The organism is Bacillus sp. Y3, assembly GCF_008123875.1.
In the GTDB taxonomy this organism is placed as follows: Bacteria; Bacillota; Bacilli; order Bacillales; family Bacillaceae; genus Bacillus; species Bacillus altitudinis.
Map to the genome: position 1 here is coordinate 861,195 of NZ_VSSC01000001.1, position 18,576 is coordinate 879,770.

Annotated in this window: 15 protein-coding genes and 1 pseudogene; 2 read left to right on the forward strand and 14 right to left on the reverse strand. The window is 39.3% G+C overall.

From position 1 onward, the window contains the following. Positions 1–14: 14 nt before the first annotated feature. Positions 15–917 carry a shikimate 5-dehydrogenase gene (locus FXF70_RS04375; RefSeq protein ID WP_017368407.1) on the forward strand — a complete coding sequence of 301 codons (903 nt, stop codon included), beginning with the start codon at positions 15–17 and terminating at the stop codon, positions 915–917. Positions 918–963: 46 nt separating this feature from the next. Here the strand turns inward: FXF70_RS04375 and FXF70_RS04380 are convergent, their stop codons facing one another. The 13 genes and pseudogenes from FXF70_RS04380 to FXF70_RS04440 form a co-directional block, all read right to left on the reverse strand. Next, positions 964–2,157, reverse strand: a complete 1,194-nt coding sequence (locus tag FXF70_RS04380; protein WP_148779891.1) for an MFS transporter — start codon at positions 2,155–2,157, stop codon at positions 964–966. A 328-nt stretch (positions 2,158–2,485) separates the two neighbouring features. Then, positions 2,486–3,955 (reverse strand): glycoside hydrolase family 1 protein, encoded by a 1,470-nt coding sequence (locus tag FXF70_RS04385; RefSeq protein ID WP_148779892.1) that lies wholly within the window; start codon positions 3,953–3,955, stop codon positions 2,486–2,488. A gap of 13 nt (positions 3,956–3,968) precedes the next feature. Beyond that, the gene (licT, locus tag FXF70_RS04390; RefSeq protein ID WP_048002019.1) at positions 3,969–4,817 is read right to left on the reverse strand and encodes a BglG family transcription antiterminator LicT; all 849 of its coding nucleotides are present in this window, start codon (positions 4,815–4,817) and stop codon (positions 3,969–3,971) included. A gap of 35 nt (positions 4,818–4,852) precedes the next feature. Beyond that, on the reverse strand, positions 4,853–6,727 hold the full coding sequence (locus FXF70_RS04395) for a beta-glucoside-specific PTS transporter subunit IIABC (protein WP_148779893.1): 1,875 nt from the start codon (positions 6,725–6,727) through the stop codon (positions 4,853–4,855). Positions 6,728–7,140: 413 nt separating this feature from the next. After that, entirely contained in the window at positions 7,141–7,635 is a 495-nt protein-coding gene (locus FXF70_RS04400) for a YxiF family protein (RefSeq protein ID WP_148779894.1), read from the reverse strand. 249 nt (positions 7,636–7,884) lie between these two features. Then, a complete protein-coding gene (locus tag FXF70_RS04405) occupies positions 7,885–8,199 on the reverse strand; it encodes a hypothetical protein (RefSeq protein ID WP_017359944.1) in 315 nt (104 codons plus the stop codon). A gap of 157 nt (positions 8,200–8,356) precedes the next feature. Continuing rightward, complete coding sequence (locus FXF70_RS04410; protein WP_046344848.1) at positions 8,357–8,719, reverse strand: hypothetical protein; 363 nt, start codon at positions 8,717–8,719, stop codon at positions 8,357–8,359. Positions 8,720–8,750: 31 nt separating this feature from the next. After that, positions 8,751–9,757, reverse strand: a pseudogene (locus tag FXF70_RS04415) (pre-toxin TG domain-containing protein); the annotation flags it as partial. A gap of 233 nt (positions 9,758–9,990) precedes the next feature. Next, a complete protein-coding gene (locus FXF70_RS04420; RefSeq protein ID WP_017359949.1) occupies positions 9,991–10,308 on the reverse strand; it encodes a hypothetical protein in 318 nt (105 codons plus the stop codon). Positions 10,309–10,329: 21 nt separating this feature from the next. Next, the gene (locus FXF70_RS04425) at positions 10,330–11,883 is read right to left on the reverse strand and encodes a ribonuclease YeeF family protein (protein WP_148779895.1); all 1,554 of its coding nucleotides are present in this window, start codon (positions 11,881–11,883) and stop codon (positions 10,330–10,332) included. Positions 11,884–12,123: 240 nt separating this feature from the next. Further along, the gene (locus tag FXF70_RS04430; protein ID WP_148779896.1) at positions 12,124–13,359 is read right to left on the reverse strand and encodes a TerD family protein; all 1,236 of its coding nucleotides are present in this window, start codon (positions 13,357–13,359) and stop codon (positions 12,124–12,126) included. A gap of 373 nt (positions 13,360–13,732) precedes the next feature. Further along, complete coding sequence (gene bglA / locus FXF70_RS04435; protein WP_113746797.1) at positions 13,733–15,172, reverse strand: 6-phospho-beta-glucosidase BglA; 1,440 nt, start codon at positions 15,170–15,172, stop codon at positions 13,733–13,735. Between the two features lie 9 nt (positions 15,173–15,181). Next, a complete protein-coding gene (locus tag FXF70_RS04440; protein ID WP_148779897.1) occupies positions 15,182–17,080 on the reverse strand; it encodes a beta-glucoside-specific PTS transporter subunit IIABC in 1,899 nt (632 codons plus the stop codon). Positions 17,081–17,236: 156 nt separating this feature from the next. On the opposite strand from FXF70_RS04440, the gene FXF70_RS04445 reads away from it, so the two are divergent. Further along, the gene (locus FXF70_RS04445) at positions 17,237–17,947 is read left to right on the forward strand and encodes a GntR family transcriptional regulator (protein WP_008347432.1); all 711 of its coding nucleotides are present in this window, start codon (positions 17,237–17,239) and stop codon (positions 17,945–17,947) included. Between the two features lie 38 nt (positions 17,948–17,985). On the opposite strand, the gene FXF70_RS04450 is transcribed toward FXF70_RS04445, so the two are convergent. Continuing rightward, a complete protein-coding gene (locus FXF70_RS04450) occupies positions 17,986–18,549 on the reverse strand; it encodes an Imm64 family immunity protein (protein WP_187424754.1) in 564 nt (187 codons plus the stop codon). Positions 18,550–18,576 lie beyond the last annotated feature (27 nt).

The following is an 18,576-nucleotide window of genomic DNA, read 5'->3' on the forward strand; positions in this document are numbered from 1 at the left end:
AGGAGATGTCAATCATGACAAACATACACGAACGTAATATTGATGGAAAAACAAAATTAGTCGGTCTTCTTGCAACACCAATCGGGCACAGCCTGTCACCACGGATGCACAACCTTGGCTATACACTAACAGGAATCAACTATGCTTACCTTGCTTTTGAGGTAGGAAATGATGAACTAGAAGCAGCAGTAAACGGGATGAAAGCAATGGGTGCAGCTGGATTTAACGTATCCATGCCGAACAAAATGAAAGTACTTGATTACTTAGATGAACTAGATGATTCTGCAAGACATACTCGAGCAAGCAACACAGTTGTAAACAAAGATGGCAAGCTGGTTGGCTACAACACAGATGGTCTTGGTTACGTAAGAAACTTAATTGAACATGGCGTTGAATTAGCTGGACAAAAGGTTACACTCGTTGGATCTGGCGGCGCTGCAACTCCGATTGCCATTCAGCTTGCACAATCAGGTATTCGTGAAATTAGTATTTTTGCTCGTAATGATCAATACTTTGTTCAAGCAGAGGAAAATGTAAATTACATCAACAACGAAATGAAATCATTCGGTGTCAAAGCGAATATCTTCCCACTTGAAGACAAAGACGCTTTCCGTCGTGAAGTAGCTGAAAGTGCGATCTTAGCAAACGGGACAAGCCTTGGCATGAAACCATTAGATGAGCTTAGCATTATTGACGATACCCTTGATGTATTACGCAAAGACTTAATCGTGACAGATGTTGTCTACAACCCGCAAAAAACAAAACTTCTTGCTCAAGCACAAGAAGCTGGTGCCAAAACGATTAACGGTCTTGGCATGATGCTATGGCAAGGTGCCCTTGCGTACAAACTGTTTACTGGCGAGGATATGCCTGTTGAACAAGTGAAACAAATTCTATTTGAAAATGACCGTTTCTAAACGAAACACAGAAAAAAGACGACCTCCGCTTTGGAAGTCGTCTTTTTTATTCGTGTATCATCACACGGCGATATCGATAAAGGATATACACCGCACCAAGGATCGCCACAACAGCCACACCCGCATCAAATATAAAGATTTGCAAAATCGTCGAGTGGGTTTCGATCAAACCAGTGACGACCGGAATCACAATGGCGGACACTCCGCCTGCTGTTGAGATAATTCCTGTCATCGTCCCTTTGTTTTTCCAGAAGAACTCAGCCATTACGGTTAACGTCAGCTGAAAGACACCCGCTGTTGAAAAGCCCAATACAAATGCATTGACGGTCCCGATGACTGGAGACTTCACGACCAATAGCACACAGATAGAGGCTAATGTAATAATCGGATAGAGTAGCAGCACGGTGACCGGACGAACAATGCGGCGCAAAAGAAATGCGAGCAATAAGACAGACAGCAAACCGCCCATGCTATAGTAACTAAGCAGCTTCACAGCACTGCCAGAAGCCATTCCCAATATTTCCTCACCGTACGTAGGCAGCCAAATTTGCGGCAATGCGTACAGACCATTTGATGTAAAACTGATCACAATCAGTGCGACCCCTTCTCTCCAAAACGTAGGCTCTGATGAGAAACGTGGAAGTCCATCATGCTCCGTCACCTGAACTTGCTCCACCTTGCGATGATTCGGAAATGGCAATGTCCACAGCATGATCACATTCACTAAATAGATAAAAGCAGGTACAAAAAACGCAAATCCATAAAACAGATCATGCTCTGCTAAAAAGAAAATAGCGAGCGGCAGAATGGTCGCCCCAATCGAAATAAACGCCTTCACCATCACATTTGCAGATCCCGAGTTTTGAGGAAAAGCTTCCATTAAAGCCGGATACGTCCCTGCATCCATCGCCGAATTCGCCACCCCTGCCAAAATCGCAAACGCAAACGCAATTTGATAATTCGGAGACAATGGAATTCCAATGAGGAACACCGCCATCAGCACCCCCGAAACCAAAATGACCGGCTTTCGTCCAAAACGATCTGACAGTACGCCCGATAAACCATACGTGAGCACCCTGCCAATACCGAGTGCAGATATCATATAACTTATCCCCGCACTATTTGTATCTAATTGTTTGATCAAAAATGGCATATTAGAAGCCAAAATAATATTGACCATACCTAATAAAAAATAATTGATATAAAGACTAGAAGCCGTTCTCAAATACGGATTCCTCATGCTGACACACCCCTCAACACATTGCAATGAAGTGACAAATAATGGTTACGCTTACAAGATTCATGCGTGAGGAGAAACAGCTTTGCAACCTTCACGTACTTGAAACATCTCATCATTTCATGCAGCTTACATGCCCTTCATTTATCAAGCATCTCTTCAAATTTTCACTAGCTCTTATTTTATATGAATGTGAAAGGTAATGATAGTGAATTGCTTAAATTTGAGGGAAATGCATATCCATATGCATATCTTTTCTTTTACGAGCTGAAACATTCATCAATAAAAAATAGGAGTGGGTATACCACTCCTTAAAAGATTTCTGACACATCTATTCCTTCATTTCCAGTCCATTTTGACGAATCACATTCTGGTACCAGTAAAAACTTTTCTTAGGTGTGCGATTTAATGTTCCATTTCCATCGTTATCTTGATCAACATGGATAAACCCATAACGTTTTTCCATTTCTGACGATGAATAGCTGATTAAATCAAGAATCCCCCAGCTCGTGTACCCCATCAATTCGACTCCATCCTCAATCGCTTCTAACATCTGCTGGAAATGCTGTTCATGATAACTAATACGATAATCATCATTGATCGTTCCATCCTGCTCCACCTGATCGTTTGCTCCTAATCCGTTTTCAACAATAAATAGCGGTAATTGATAGCGGTCGTATAGATCATTTAAAGAAATACGAATACCAATAGGATCGATCTGCCATCCCCACTCACTCACTTCTAAATAAGGATTCTTTACGCCACCTATCGTATTTCCGCTGACCGTTTCCATCCCTTCACTGTTTTCAGTAGCAACAAGTGAATTGTAATAACTAAAAGAAATGAAATCGACGGTATGAACCTTTAATAACTCGTCATCTCCTAGCTGTTTCTCAATGTGAATGTTTTTTTCTTTGAACAGTCGATGGATAAAACGTGGATACTCCCCGCGCACCTGTACATCTGTGAAGAACATATTAAATTGATTGTTCTTCGATGCCTTTAAAACATCTTTTGGATTACAAGAATAAGGATACGTTGTTAATTTCGTCAGCATACAGCCAATTTTTGACCCCGGGATCATTTCATGGCAATACTTCACTGCCAGAGCACTTGCAACAAATTGATGATGTAGCGCTTGATAAACAGCCTGCTCTACATTATCAAAACGCTCTGACACGATTCCTCCACTTGTAAACGGATGGCGAACAATGCTATCAATTTCATTGAAAGTCAGCCAATACTTGACTTTATGTTTGTATCGATCAAATACCACTCGACTAAATTTCACGAAGAAATCAACAACAATGCGGTGAGACCATCCACCATATTGATTGACTAAGTATAGCGGCATTTCATAATGAGATAGCGTAACGAGTGGTTCAATATCATGTTTCTTCATTTCATCGAATAAGCGGTCGTAAAACAATAATCCCGCTTCATTCGGCTCTTCTTCATCTCCATTTGGAAAAATACGTGTCCAGGCAATCGAGACACGCAACGTCTTTAATCCCATCTCTTTGAAGAGCGCCATGTCTTCTGGATAACGATGATAAAAATCGACACCTCTTCGTTTCGGATAACCTTCAGCGGTATCTGCACGCATCGCTTGTTGAATTTGTTCTTCATCCACTTTATTGTGCTTTTTATAGTCAGACTTGCTGAGGCCTTTTTTAAAAATCGCCACATCAGCAGTCGATAGCCCTTTTCCGTCTACATTCCATGCACCTTCTGCTTGGTTAGCCGCAATAGCGCCACCCCATAAAAAACCTTCTGGAAACTTTCTAACTTGATTAGACATCTCTCTTCCTCCCTTAAGACGATCCATTATTTCTTAAAACCACTCGATTGACATGTATAATTAAATACATTTTTTCGTCATTCGATATGGTGTAATCCACATTTGTTTTAATATATTTCTCGATTTTCTCCACACATTTCACTTCTTCAGGGTATTTCCTCATGATTTGATCGATTAAATCATGGTCATCTGTTTCAAGCATTTTGTTCTCCAGCAACCGCTGAACAAAGAACTGTAAATGTGTTAAAAACCTAGAGTAATTAATTGTATCTGTTGGAATATCGATCTTATAATGCATTTTAATGATGTTTAGAATATCTTTGACCATATTGGTCATCATCACGATTTGATTCAAATTGTCTTCGGTTTGCTGCGCATTTACTAGATGAAAAGCAATATTCGCTGCTTCTTCTTCAGGTAATTGAATACCTAGTTGTTTTTTTATTAGATCGAGTGCGTGCATACCAATGCTAAATTCCTCAGGGTAAAATTTCTTCACTTCCCAAAGCAGGCGATTTTGTATCGTGAGATGTTCCTTAAAGCGCTTTGTAGCCATAAAAAGGTGATCAGTTAGAGAAATATAAAGATGCTCATTTAAGTGTGTGGATAATCGATGCTTCGCATAGGAAATAATCTCATCCGTTATGATTAAAAATTCCTCTGGAGTCTCTCTCATGAGCTCAGCTAAATCATTTGACGTGCCTTGATCTTCTAGCACATAAATCTTTTGTATATCTTCCTCTTGAATAAGACTGCCAGGCTTATTTTTAAACCCGATCGCCTTCCCCATTACGATGATTTCCTTTCCATCATCTCGTTTAGCGAGAACCACACTGGTATTCAGCACTTTTATAATTTCCATACCATATCACCTTCCTGGTTACATTCAAAATCTATTTATAAGACAGTTAAAAGTGGCTGCTGATGACCAGAAGGATTGGTTTTTCCCTCTTGGGTTAAAATTTCTAAATAATCAGCCGAATTTGTAATGATCACTGGTGTTGTTGTGTCATAACCAGCCTTTTGTATACTCTGATCATCAAATTCAATTAAAAGCTGGCCTTGCTTTACTGTATCACCTTTTTGAACATGTGAAGTAAAATATTGTCCATTTAAGTTAACGGTATCAATCCCAATATGAATAAGAACTTCAACACCTAAGTCTGACTTTAGACCAATCGCATGATTTGTATGGAAAATCATTTCTACTTGCCCATCAAATGGAGCTACTACTTTTCCATCGCTAGGTTGGATCGCTGCCCCCTTACCCATCACTTCTTCAGAAAATACTTTATCATTTACTTTCGCTAATGGGATGACAGCTCCTTTGATCGGTGCATAAATGACCTCACGATTTCTTGTGTTTTCTGTTGTAGAGATAGGCTCATTGCTCTTCTGGACGACTTCATTTTCTGCATCTTTAAAGCCAATGACGTAAACAGCAATAAATGCGACTACCGCTGAAATGACTGCACCAATAATGGCAAACGTAAAGTTTGAAGTCCCTTTTTCAATGAAAATCGGCATAGTGGCAATTCCAGGTGAAACCATGACAAACGCTTTCAGTTTAATTAATCCAACAAATATACCTGAAACCCCTGCTCCAATCATACATGCGAGTAATGTTTTCTTAAGCTTTAAATGGACACCATATAATGCAGGTTCTGTGATGCCAAATAAAGCAGAAATGCCTCCGGACATCGCAATTTGTTTTAACTTAGGATCTTTTGTTTTAAATGAAACTGCCAAAGCACCTCCACCTTGTGCAAAATTCGCCGCTAACATGGCTACTCCAATGAGCGCATCATATCCAGGCGAAGCAAGGGAAGCGATAACAACTGGATAGAACACCTTCTGCATGCCAAACATCACGATAAAAGGTAAGAAAACAGCTAAAATTGCAACAGCCGCCCATCCCGCAGTTTGTTGTATCCATAGCACTCCCGCTGCTAATCCTGCGCCTAGATACATACCGAGCGGCCCTAGAAACAGTAAACCAATCGGCGCGACAATGATCATTGTGATTAAAGGAACCATAAATATTTTGACGGGTCCCGGTGATAATTTATCCGCAAGCCTTTCAACATAGGACATAAGCCAAACAATCAATATAATTGGAATAACCGATGCGCCATAAGATACAGCTTTCAATGGTATTCCAGCAAAAGCAACTGGATCGCCACTGCTAAACAAAGCTGTTAAGTTAGGATGTAATAAAACCCCAGCCAAAGCCATGGATACCATAGGGTTTGTGCCAAATTTTTGCGAGCTTGTATAGGCTAACAAAATCGGCAAGAAGAAGAACGCCGCATCTGAAATGATTTTCAACACCAAATAGGTCTGGCTATCTTCTTTCATCAAATTCAGCATCGGCAACAAAATCAACAAAGCCTTCAGCATACCAGCACCGGCAATTGCAGGGATAATCGGTGCAAAAATGCCAGTGATTAAATTGGCAAAACGATTGAAGTATCCTTTGAAGCTATGATCTTTATTCTGGACAATTTGCCCGCTTGCTTCTGGGTTGTGATCAATAAGCTTTGCAAATTCTTTATAGACATAACCTACATCATTTCCAATAATAATTTGATACTGACCTGCTGTATCAGCTACTTGAATAACGCCATCAAGACGACTAATTTCTTCAGAGTTTGCACGTGAAGAGTCTTTTAAAGTCAGCCTTAATCTCGTCATACAGTGGATCGCATTTTGAACATTTTCACTTCCACCAATATGCTTTAGAATGTCTTGAGCTAAGTCTTTATGGTTCATCAAAGTCACCGCTTTCATTTTTAATTATAGGAGCTCAGGCAACAAAAAAAGACCTGGATTGGGTGGGAATATACAAATACAGATATCCCATCCAATCTAGGTCTTGCCTGCCGAACAGTAACACGCCTTATTGAATGTACGCATTATTCTATTTTTAAATTTTCATCGTTTCATGAAACCGCTTTTAACATGTTAATATCACTATAGTAAGTAATTTTTTAAACAAAAGCAACATTTTTCTTAAAAATCAAATAAAAAATGAATAAATATAGATCAAAGAGTCTGTTTTTATCAACCAAATGTACCTTTTCAGATGACTGATAGAGTGAGAAAGAATAAAACAAACTAAAAACGATGTCAACCTGACACCATTGAGAAACCCTGACTATCAAGAAAACCTTATCTCTTCGTCTCTACATCCCACTTTTAATCTCACAGCCCCAAATACTAAACTCATAAAAATATTCTGTACGCTCTATGCATAATCCAAAATGAAAATCCTCTGCTATTAAAATGAAATCTCCGTATCCACTTAAAAACTTGGTTTGCTCAAGAAGTTGATTTAAATGATGAAACACTTCATCCACATTCACTAAAAGCGCTTCAATTTCATGATCTCGGAAAAAAAGCAATCTCCCTTGTTTAGGAGTCTCTTTTATCCTCCCGACCATTTCATTTAACATTTGTGTAGACTTTTCAATATGCTCTAGATCGTTGTCTCCATGTATTTGACTTTTATGTTCTCTCGATTGCAGGAAAATAAATACCTTCTGACAAAAAAATTGATTCTCTTCGACCTCCAAAAAAGGGGGTTCTGGAAGTGTCATATAGCTTAATTCGTTTATTAAGTGCTTTCTTCTGCTTTTTCTTTTTAAGGTTTCGATTTTAGTTTTTCCTTTATTATTCATAGGAGCACCTCCACAATGCGTAAACATTGCTCTCTAGACATCTCCCCTTTGAAAATTCCACCAGGCTACACGGTGGAATGAACTGATTTCTAGATAACTATGCTTTTTTTCAAAATTTCCGGATATAAATCTAGGAAATCAATATAAATGGGGACTTTGTATAATTAAATGTACGTAATAACGAATCTTATGTTGTTTAAAATCCGAATAAAAGTGTAAATTAAATAATCTTGATCAGTATAAAACCAATCAAAGTACTATTTTTGTACCCTCTTCAATAGGATAACTTCTTAATGTATCAATACAAATCTCAAATAATTCAACATCATTAGTATTCAGCAAATCCAATAAAATATGAAACTCATATTCATTGCACTCATTATCGAGACAGTACGCAATTTTTCGCTGCCACTCTATCGGTTTATTGAGTACCTGTTTTGATAGTTCTCCCCAATCGTTTAGGCTAAAATACGAGAGTATCTCACTTACTAGTATATACCCTTCATCGTACCAAGAATCTACCGTTGTATCAGCGGATAAAAGTTTATCCAGTTCTATATACATTTTTAATGCTCCAATTATGGTTCCACATATTTTTCTTTTTAAGCATTGTTTGGTTTTTATTCATTATAAGACCACCACCATCAAGCATGTACTGCTCTTAGAAACGGCAAAACAGAGAAGCACTAGCCTTATTAACCTCGTAGAAATACATACAGTTTTATTTCCACCAGTTAGATGTAATTTCTTTTAAATGAAATTCTATAAAATCTATCACTTTGCTATAGTCATTAGAGCTAAACTCCTGAATAGGATTGTCCCAATCTGTATTTTTAACTATTAGAACAAGATAGTTGCCATCTGAAGATAAATCGGGATACCAACCTAAGTCCAATGTTATTGATGATTTCTCATGATAAAGCTGTAACAAACTTTCAGTGAACATAAACCATCTTTCATCTTCTGTTTCTAATTTTCTAGGGTCAATTTCCCAAAAATGATTATAACGGACATTCCAACCTTCAGTTATCCTCAAGGGATGAATGTTTACTTCCGGAATATCAAGTTTCACATGCTTTCTCATTCTTTATCCGACCTCTTTGTTAATTTTATAGTTATTTTATTCCTAATTTGTTTAAATACTTAGTTAATCTATCACCAGCTATTGGATGACCGTGATACACATTACCACTCGTTAGTTCTCCTCTAATCCAACTAGTAGATTTTCCATTATCATAACCAACAACTTTACCAGTATCATAAATGAAGTAAAAATTATTATTGCCATTATCAATGATATGCCCTCTTTGAAGAGCTTCTTTTTCTATCACTTTATTATTTATTTCAGGTAGGTATTGAGCATTTCGTCTTCCGGTTTCACTAAAACGTTTCGCTTCTTCAGCAGTTCTAGCCTTTAAATGCTTATTATCATGATGAGAATACACTGCGCTATTTATCTTTATTCTAAAATCTTTTCTACCATAATAACTTTTATGAGCAATTTCATCATGCCTTTTTGAAATATTAGGTATACCTGAACTCTTTACACCCATCTTCCCATGAAACCCTTTCGCCCCAAATGGCAAAAGCATCCCCAAAGCCGCATTCATACTCGCTTCCTGCTGTTCTTTCGAGACTTTATTTCCAAACATATCTCGACCCGTAATCGCTTCGCTGAATCCGTTTGTGGCGTTGAGTCCATTAATCCTTTTTGAGATGTTTTCAGGGCGTCAAAAGACTTCTGTGATGTCTTGTAAATGTCTACCGCTCTTACTGCGGCTGAGGTGGCTTGAGTCGTTTTATAAACGGCTTTTCCGCCTTTGAAAATACGGCCCGCCCAGCCGACGATCGGGATGTAGCCTGCTGCTGCCATGCCGCCTGCGGCGACTCGCTGGCCTGCGGTGAGTTCTTCACCTGTGATCGGATCGACGCCTGTTGCGGCACGTTTTGCATCGTTCACGCCTGTCAGTTCATTGACGATATTTCCTCCGTAATCAAGAGCTTTTTCATACCACGGACGGTTGGCTAGCGCTTCTTGTTCCTTTGCGATCTTGCGGGCTTCTTCTTGATCTTTTTTGATTTTTAGATATTCAGAAGTGTGCTTCTCAATAGTGCTCAATGCGTTCGTTTTGCTTGTCTCTATCATACGATGATCCACTCAGGAAAAAAATCCCCATTTTATCGTTTTTTCTCGGTATGAAGGCCAATAAACACAAAAACCTTGAAAGGCATATAGCCAGTCAAGGTATGATAACAATAACATTATATTTAGAAGTAACAACTACTTCACCTACTGATTTATCTGAGAGAATATCATAATTGTTTTATATTTCTTTCTAATACAATAAGGCTATTTTAAAGTAACTCCACTCCAACTTGTTTATAAAATTTAACTTTTAACCTCTCTTCTTCGTCCACGTTCATTACCATAGCTTTTTCATCTTTTTTTATACTTGTTACATTATTAAAATCACCTGTAAATACTATAGAATCATTAAATGTAATACTTAGACTACTCGTTTGCTTATATACATCTAAAGTTAAAATCACCTTGAAATTTTGGTCATCTTTGTAAGTATAAATTAATTCTCCATCATCTATATTGCCTGTTATACTCACCGGCTCACTTTGGAAAAGTTCTAATAGATCATATTCATCATACTTAATAAACATTCGTATTCATCCTTTTATTAATTATTTCGGTATAACTGTGATAACATCGCCTGCTTCATTTATAATAACTTTAACATCCAGTGTTTCATGAACAAACGTTCCACTTCTATTACCAGGTATCTTTTTCGTATTCATTATAGCGTCTTCAATAACTGAAGGTGGAATATTTCTTGGATCAACATATTTTTTGATGAAATCACTAAATTCTTTTGTTTGTGGTTTAAACCCTAATTCTTCAGCTTTTTTAATTGCTCTACTTGTTAAAGTAGCTTTTACTTCAGGACTATCAGGTGCCATTCTTTCCAAAGCATGCTGAGAATAACTTCTTCCATTTATTTCTCCTCCGCCTTTTGACATATTCCAACCAATTTCACCCGTACCCTTAATCCCCATTTTACCATGAAACCCTTTCGCCCCAAATGGCAAAAGCATCCCCAAAGCCGCATTCATACTCGCTTCCTGCTGTTCTTTCGAGATCCTATTTCCAAACATATCTCGACCTGTAATCGCTTCGCTGAAGCCGTTTGTTGCGGTGAGGCCATATAAGCCTTTTTGTGATGTTTTCAACGCATCGAAAGACTTCTGTGATGTCTTGTAAATGTCGACCGCTCTTACTGCGGCTGAGGTGGCTTGAGTCGTTTTATAGACGGCTTTTCCGCCTTTGAAAATACGGCCCGCCCAGCCGACGATCGGGATGTAGCCTGCTGCTGCCATGCCGCCTGCGGCGACTCGCTGGCCTGCGGTGAGTTCTTCACCTGTGATCGGATCGACACCTGTTGCGGCACGTTTTGCATCGTTCACGCCTGTCAGCTCATTAACGATATTCCCACCGTAATCAAGAGCTTTTTCATACCAAGGACGGTTGGCGAGCGCTTCCTGTTCCTTTGCGATCTTGCGGGCTTCTTCTTGATCTTTTTTGATTTTTAGATATTCAGAAGTTTGCTTCTCAATATCGCTTTTTGCCTTGTAGATTTCGCTATTTTGATACGCTTTCTTGTCAAAATTCATAGGCGAAATGGATTTTCCGTCATTTGTGGCATTGATCATTTCTGCGTACAATGCCATTGTAGCCTTCTCCTCAGTCTCTGACAAAGCATATTCATCTTTTAGATTTTGATCAAGTTCTATTAAATCTTTAACCGTTTTCTTCCGTTCATCTTCCGCATCAGCAATCTTTTCGTCAAAAGTTTTACTATCAAATACCTCCAGAGAAATGAGGTCATCAACATCTTGAAAAATCGTTTTGAGTGCCTTTTTTTGATCCTTTACAATACTTTTGGCATTTTTGATTCCCATATGTACAGCGTTGTCTAAAAAGTGTTCTTCTACAAAGGTGTCGCCGCCAAAGTTTGTATCATCAAGTGTCCCAGAAACACCTTCATGAAAGGCTTTTTGTTTATCAATAAAGCTAATAAACATGTCCACATTTCCGGCGAGTTCTTTGTAGAAGCTTTTAATGTTATCGGCACCTTTTCCAGTGAAGTCGTCACCGAGATTGGCAACACCTTGTAATGCCTTTTTTAAATCTATCATTTGTTCGCGGAGTTCCTGATAGTGTTTTGCCCTTGTATCCATGGCACTGGTTAGTGCTTTTGCATCAAGTATCTTGCCCAGAAGAAGCCACTCCCTCCATTATTGATCATAAAGTCTATTTTACCGTGACCTCCAAAACGGAAAAATAGGCTAAATGACATAAAAAATGGAATGGACTCTCTATTCAATTTACCCTCTCATTTGGATAAACGAGTTTATCCATTGTAGAGATATAGAAAAGGCCAGACAGTTCATTATACTCTGTCTAGCCACATGTTCACGTTACTTATAGTCATTGATTGGTCCTTTATCCATCAAAACATCGATCTCATTTGAATATTTCATTTTTAACTTCGGTCTACGCTCAGAGTTTGGTTTACTGTAAAGCTCTAGGGGACGGATGATCACGCCATCATTTGTGTTTTGAAGTATACCTGGAACACAAGAATAAATTCGATCATTGTCATTTGCATGTTTTGCGTGAATCGTGACAGACGTTCCTTGATGATTATCGATACTCATAGACACTCTATATCTATAGAAAGAACCTGTTCCATTTGATTGAGCAGAGTAAACAACGGGTACCACCGCAAGGATATCATCATTTAACCTTAGTTTAATGACTTCTGTTTTCATTGATTCACGATCTCTACCGACATCTCCCATATGCTCAACAGCCCCGTTACCGTAACTTTTGAGAGCGGGAACACCTTTTGCGCCAAACATGGCCACATCTATTTGTTTTCCTGACTTCGTATAGACCAATGCGTAGATATCATAATCGGTGCCAGACTCCCAAGATACTGTAGCCGTAATCTCTGGTGTTTTTTCAATGATGATCGGTTTATGACCTTTGTCTAAACTAATTTTACCTTGAACTTTCTCTAAGCTAATAGGTGCAGCGACTTTCTGTTTAGCGGCTGTTTTCATTGGAGCAGGCTCATTAATTTGTTTTTCAGAAACCATTTGAGGAGGTGTAGAAACATCCTGTTCATCAGGTTCAACCTCCACCCCATAAAGCTTGCATAGCCCTTCCAATCCAGAATCGAAGCCACGCCAGATGGATCGTGCTTTCGTTTCACTATTTCTTATGTATAGCTCTACTACGACAATACCCTTTTCATTTGTAAAGCTTACTGGTGTTAGGTATAGCACCTCATCACCTGTTCGAATTTCTGCTTGCAGATTCTTCACATGAGAAAAGCCGATTCCTCGATCCTCTGTTAGTGTAATAGCCATCTTTGTGATTCCGACAGGCACTTTGCTCATATCAAAATTCAATTGATGTCTTTTCAACTGATCTGATATCTCTGCTGGTAAAAGTGTTGCGACACCCGTAGTACTCTCCGGCTGATTGTAAAAAATAATGCCATTATCTCCTTGAACTAGATCTGAACCTGTTAAGAGAAACGCCGTTAAAGAAATATCAATTGCAGATGACACTTCATAACTGATGAATAATTGCCCCTTTGGAGAGTTTAGTACGGTATTGGCACCCATTTGCAGAGTTTGATTCATTTCAACAACTCCTATTCTTTATCTACCATTTATCGTTTTTATAGACCAATTATACCAAATAGTGCAATAGAACCTATTAATATCTTTCTCTCTTTTCATCTCTACAATGATATGAGACAATGCCACCTAAAAACAAACTACTCTCGAAAGGAGAATCAATGTGTATAAAAAAATCATCCCAGCTGTTACAGTGATATTCGGTTTTTGGATTCTTCTTCAATTAGCATTTAGTATCAATGTCTTCCACAATCCAATGAATTATTTTATTGTGATCACTCTCTTTTTTCTTTGTATTCAGGCCACATTGAAGCATAGGAAATAAAAAAAACCGAACAAGCGCATCCCACGCTCATCCGGGCCAGTCATTTCTTTATTACACTTCTTCACCATTCGTTGCGATGACGTTTTGATACCAAGTAAACGAATCTTTTTTAAGACGCTTCATTGAACCATTACCTTCGTTATCGCGGTCAACATAAATCATGCCGTAGCGTTTTTTCATTTCACCGGTTGTGAATGACACGATATCAATGATGCCCCAAGGTGTGTAGCCGATGAGGTCCACACCGTCATATTCAATCGCTTTTTTCAGTGCTTGAATATGAGAAGCGAGATATTGAATTCGCTCTGGGTCATGAATAGAACCGTCTTCTTCCACTTGATCAATGGCCCCAAAGCCATTTTCCACAATGAATAGCGGGATTTGATAGCGATCGTAAAAACGATTCAATGTATACCTTAAACCTGTCGGATCAATGGACCAGCCCCAGTCACTTGATTTGATATACGGATTTTCTACACCATGTGGCAGTGCTCCATTGACAATGTCTCCGTTGTGATCAGATACTGCATCGCTTTTGACCGTTGTTGACATATAATAGCTAAAGCCAAGGTAATCTACTTTTCCTTTTCTTAAACTTTCTTCATCGCCTTCTTCAAATGGAATGTGATAGCCTTCGCGCTCAAATTCTTTTAACGCGTAGCTTGGATAGTAGCCACGCACTTGGACATCTGGGAAGAAATAGCGCTGTCTCATATATTCTTCTGCCAGCATGACATCCTCTGGGTTTGAGGAATATGGATAAATTGGCACGTGGGACACCATCGCTCCAATTTGAAAGGACGGATTGATCTCTTTTCCTTTTGCCACTGCCCATGCACTTGCAAGCAATTCATGATGTCCCGCTTGATACATGACTTCTTTGGCATTTTCGCCTTCTTTGACAGATACCCCTGAATTTGTCCAAAGGAACAACGGGTTGTTGACGTCCATTTTGTTATTGATTTCATTAAATGTCATCCAGTACGTAACCTTGTCCTTGTAACGATTGAAGCATACTTCCGCGAATTTCGCGAAATATTCAGCGACTGTTCTGCTTCGGAATCCGCCGTATTCTCTTGCCAAATGAAGGGGCATTTCAAAGTGAGACAGTGTAATGACAGGCTCGATTCCATGTTTAATCAGCTCATCAAACACATCATCATAAAACTGTAAGCCTGCTTCATTCGGCTCTTCTTCATCCCCTTTAGGGAAAATTCGGCTCCAGCCGATCGATGTTCGCAAGCATTTTAATCCCATTTCAGCAAACATGGCGATATCTTCTTTGTAACGATGGTAGAAATCAATGGCTTCATGGTTTGGATAAAAAGTTCCTTCTTCTATCGTTTCCGTGATCTGTCTTGGTACACCATGAGCACCTGCTGTCATCACATCTACAACACTCGGCCCTTTGCCAGCTGCATTCCATCCACCTTCGAATTGATGAGCGGCTAATGCCCCGCCCCATAAGAAATCTTTTGGTAAAGTCATTATCTATTCCTCCTATTTCACAATTGTCATCATGACGTCAGTTGGCTGACATGTCGAACGTTCCTCTACAATCACATCTTCGTATGCTTGGGTATTGGTAATGATAACAGGTGTGATTGTTTGTAATCCTTTGCTTTCAATTGCTTCCTGATCAAATGTCATCAACAAGTCACCCTTTTTCACCTTGTCGCCTTCTTTGATATTGAGTGTAAATGCCGATCCATCTAGAGAGACCGTATCAATTCCTACATGAACAAGTAACTCTACACCAAATTCAGAACGCAGACCAATCGCATGTTTTGTTGGTGCAAGCATGACGACACTGCCATCAAACGGTGCAAACAGTTTGTTATCGGTCGGATGAATGGCAAAACCTTTCCCCATCGCCCCAGAGCTAAATACGGCATCTGGCACTTCAGATAACGAAAGCACCTTTCCTGTAAGTGGAGCCGTGATCATTTCTTCATTGTTCATAGAAGCTTGTGTCGTTTCTCCGTCTTGATCTTTAATAGATGTTTCACTAGCTGACTGTTCTACTGTATCTTCTCCATATCCGAACATTTGAATAAGCACAACTGGTAAAATCAGCGCAATGGCCACACCAATCAAAATACCAATGATAGACGTTGGATAATCTGCACTGATTCCGTTCACAATGGTCAGCGGACCAGGCAGCCCTGCATATGCAAAGTAATAAGGCGTAAAGAAGCTGGCTACAACGGCACCGACCGCTCCTGAAATACACCCGAAAATAAACGGCTTTTTAAAACGTAAGGTGACACCGTAAATCGCAGGCTCCGTAATACCGAAGAGTCCTGTGATTCCAGCTGAAACCCCAACTTTCCGTGTTTCCCGATTTCTTGCTTTTAAAATAACTCCCAGCACCGCACCGACTTGAGCGATAACAGCGATGGTTTGATATGCCTGAAAGGAGTCACGTCCATATTGTTCAAAGTTCGCAAGTACCATTGGCGTGATGCCCCAGTGAACACCGAAAATCACGAGTACTTGCCAGAAACCGCCGATAATGGCCCCTGCCAGAGCTGGTACATTTTCAGCTAAGATATTGTATCCGTTTGCAATCCCATTTGCACCTGCTGTCGAAAGAGGACCGATTAATAGAATGGTTAACGGAACCATGACGACCATACATAGAAATGGGACAAATAGCGGTTTGACAACCTCATGAATTCGTTTGTTTAAGAATTTTTCTACATAGGAAAGAATCCATACTAAGAAAAGCGGTGGCAAGACGGATGATGTATAAACCGTTTCAGATAACGCAATCCCTAAAAAGGTCACACCTTCCCCTGATGCTACACGTCCAGCAATCTCTGTCCAAGAAGGACTGACAAGCGCTGCTGTACAAGCAACCGCGATATACATATTTGTTTTGAAATGCTTGGCTGCAGTGATCGCAATAAAAATGGGCAAGAACGTAAACGGTGCCCAAGAAATAAAGCTAAACACTTCATAAGTTCCTGTTTTCGAGAAGCTTGGAAATATCAAATTTATTAAGATAAGTGCACCTTGTAAAATACCAGCTGCGGCTAAAATATACACAAATGGCGCAAACACAGCGGACATGGTCGCAATGACCCGATTCAGTATCGTTCCTTTGTTTTCATTCGGCTGATCATCATCCGACGTTTGGAGCTGAACAAGGTTGGAAAAATGCTCATATACCTCACCTACATGCTGACCGATCACAACCTGAAACTGACCACCATTTTCCACCACTGTAATGACGCCAGGCATGGCGTTGACTGCTTCTTTTGCCTTTGGATTAGAACGCTTCAACACCAAACGCAGCCTCGTGGCGCATCTTGCGGCACTCACCACATTTTCTTCTCCGCCAACTGCTTCTAAGATGTCTTCTGCAAGCTTTTGATAATCCCTCACTTTTGACATATAAAACCCCCCCTTTATCACTACTAGTATATGTACATTATAATTATACCGGTACAATTTATCAATACATATATAATTTTAGTTTGCATATCAAAGAGAAATCGGGATGTGCTATAATACAAAGACAATAAATCGTGAAAACAAAGAGGAATGGCTATGTTAAAGTATCAACAAATTGCGAGCGATATTGAAAAATATATTGTCACACATGAGCTACAGCAAGGAGACAAACTTCCTGTGCTTGAGACGCTCATGAATCAATTTGCTGTGAGCAAAAGTACAATTATCAAATCATTAGATTTACTCGAAAGAAAAGGGATTGTCTATCAGGTGAGGGGCAGCGGCATCTTTGTGAGAAGGCACAGGCGCAAAGGCTATATCAGCCTTTTATCCAACCAAGGGTTCAAAAAAGATTTAGAGGAATTTCAACTGACATCAGAAGTTCTCACGTTAGATACCATCAAACCGCCAGAAGAAGCTGCGCTGAATTTAAACATTGAACTAGATGAGGATGTTTTCTACCTTAAACGCATTCGTTACATCAATGGACAAACTTTATGTTTAGAAGAGTCCTATTACCGGAAAACCATTATTCCTTACCTCAACACAGAAATTGCAGCCGATTCTGTATTTAAATTCATTAGTGAAGGCCTTGGTCTTAAAGTGGGCTTCTCGGATATGTACTTACAAGTAGGCAAACTAAACGAAACTGAAGCGAAGCACCTCGGACTTAAGCAAAATGATCCTGCTCTTCGTGTCGAAACCGTCTTTCATCTCACAAACGGCCAGCCTTTCGACTTCTCGAAAATCACTTATAACTACATGCAATCCCAATTTTTTATTCAGGCGAATAATTATTATGGGTGATGAAAGGAAAAAGCCCCTGATACATTCAGGAGGCTTTTCTACTGTTCTCTTTTAACCTTTAAATATTTCTTCCCTCTCTCTTGAGTAGTTAGCCCGTCAATGGCAGTATCACCATAAAAAGTGACTAAATAATCCCCTTTACCTATAAGAACAACTGGAAAAGCATGGTGTTCTTGCAGACTCTTTTCAACATCATCTGGATGAAGCTCGACTTCCATTTCATGACCAATGAATGCATACTCAAACGGAAGAGTATGATAAAGTTCTACAAGACACTGTTCGATCTCCTGTTGAATACGAACGACATCATGTGAAACAACCTCTGTCCACTTTAAATATAGAACGAATCCCACAAAACCAGCTTCTTTTTGTATGTTGATAGTCGTATGTTTTAGGCATGTTCCCGTCAATTCAAATTCTGTATAATAGCCTTCCAAGTAATTGTTTTTGATTTTATTCTCTTTTACATCATGTTCGATCCATGCTTCGCCATTAGCATCTTGACTAAACTTTACTTTCGTTATTGAAATGCCTTTCTTTGTTAAATAGTCAATTAGTTGGTGGAAAGTGGTTGTTAAATGAATGTCATCATAGAATACCAATCCAATATTGATATATCCTCCTAAAGC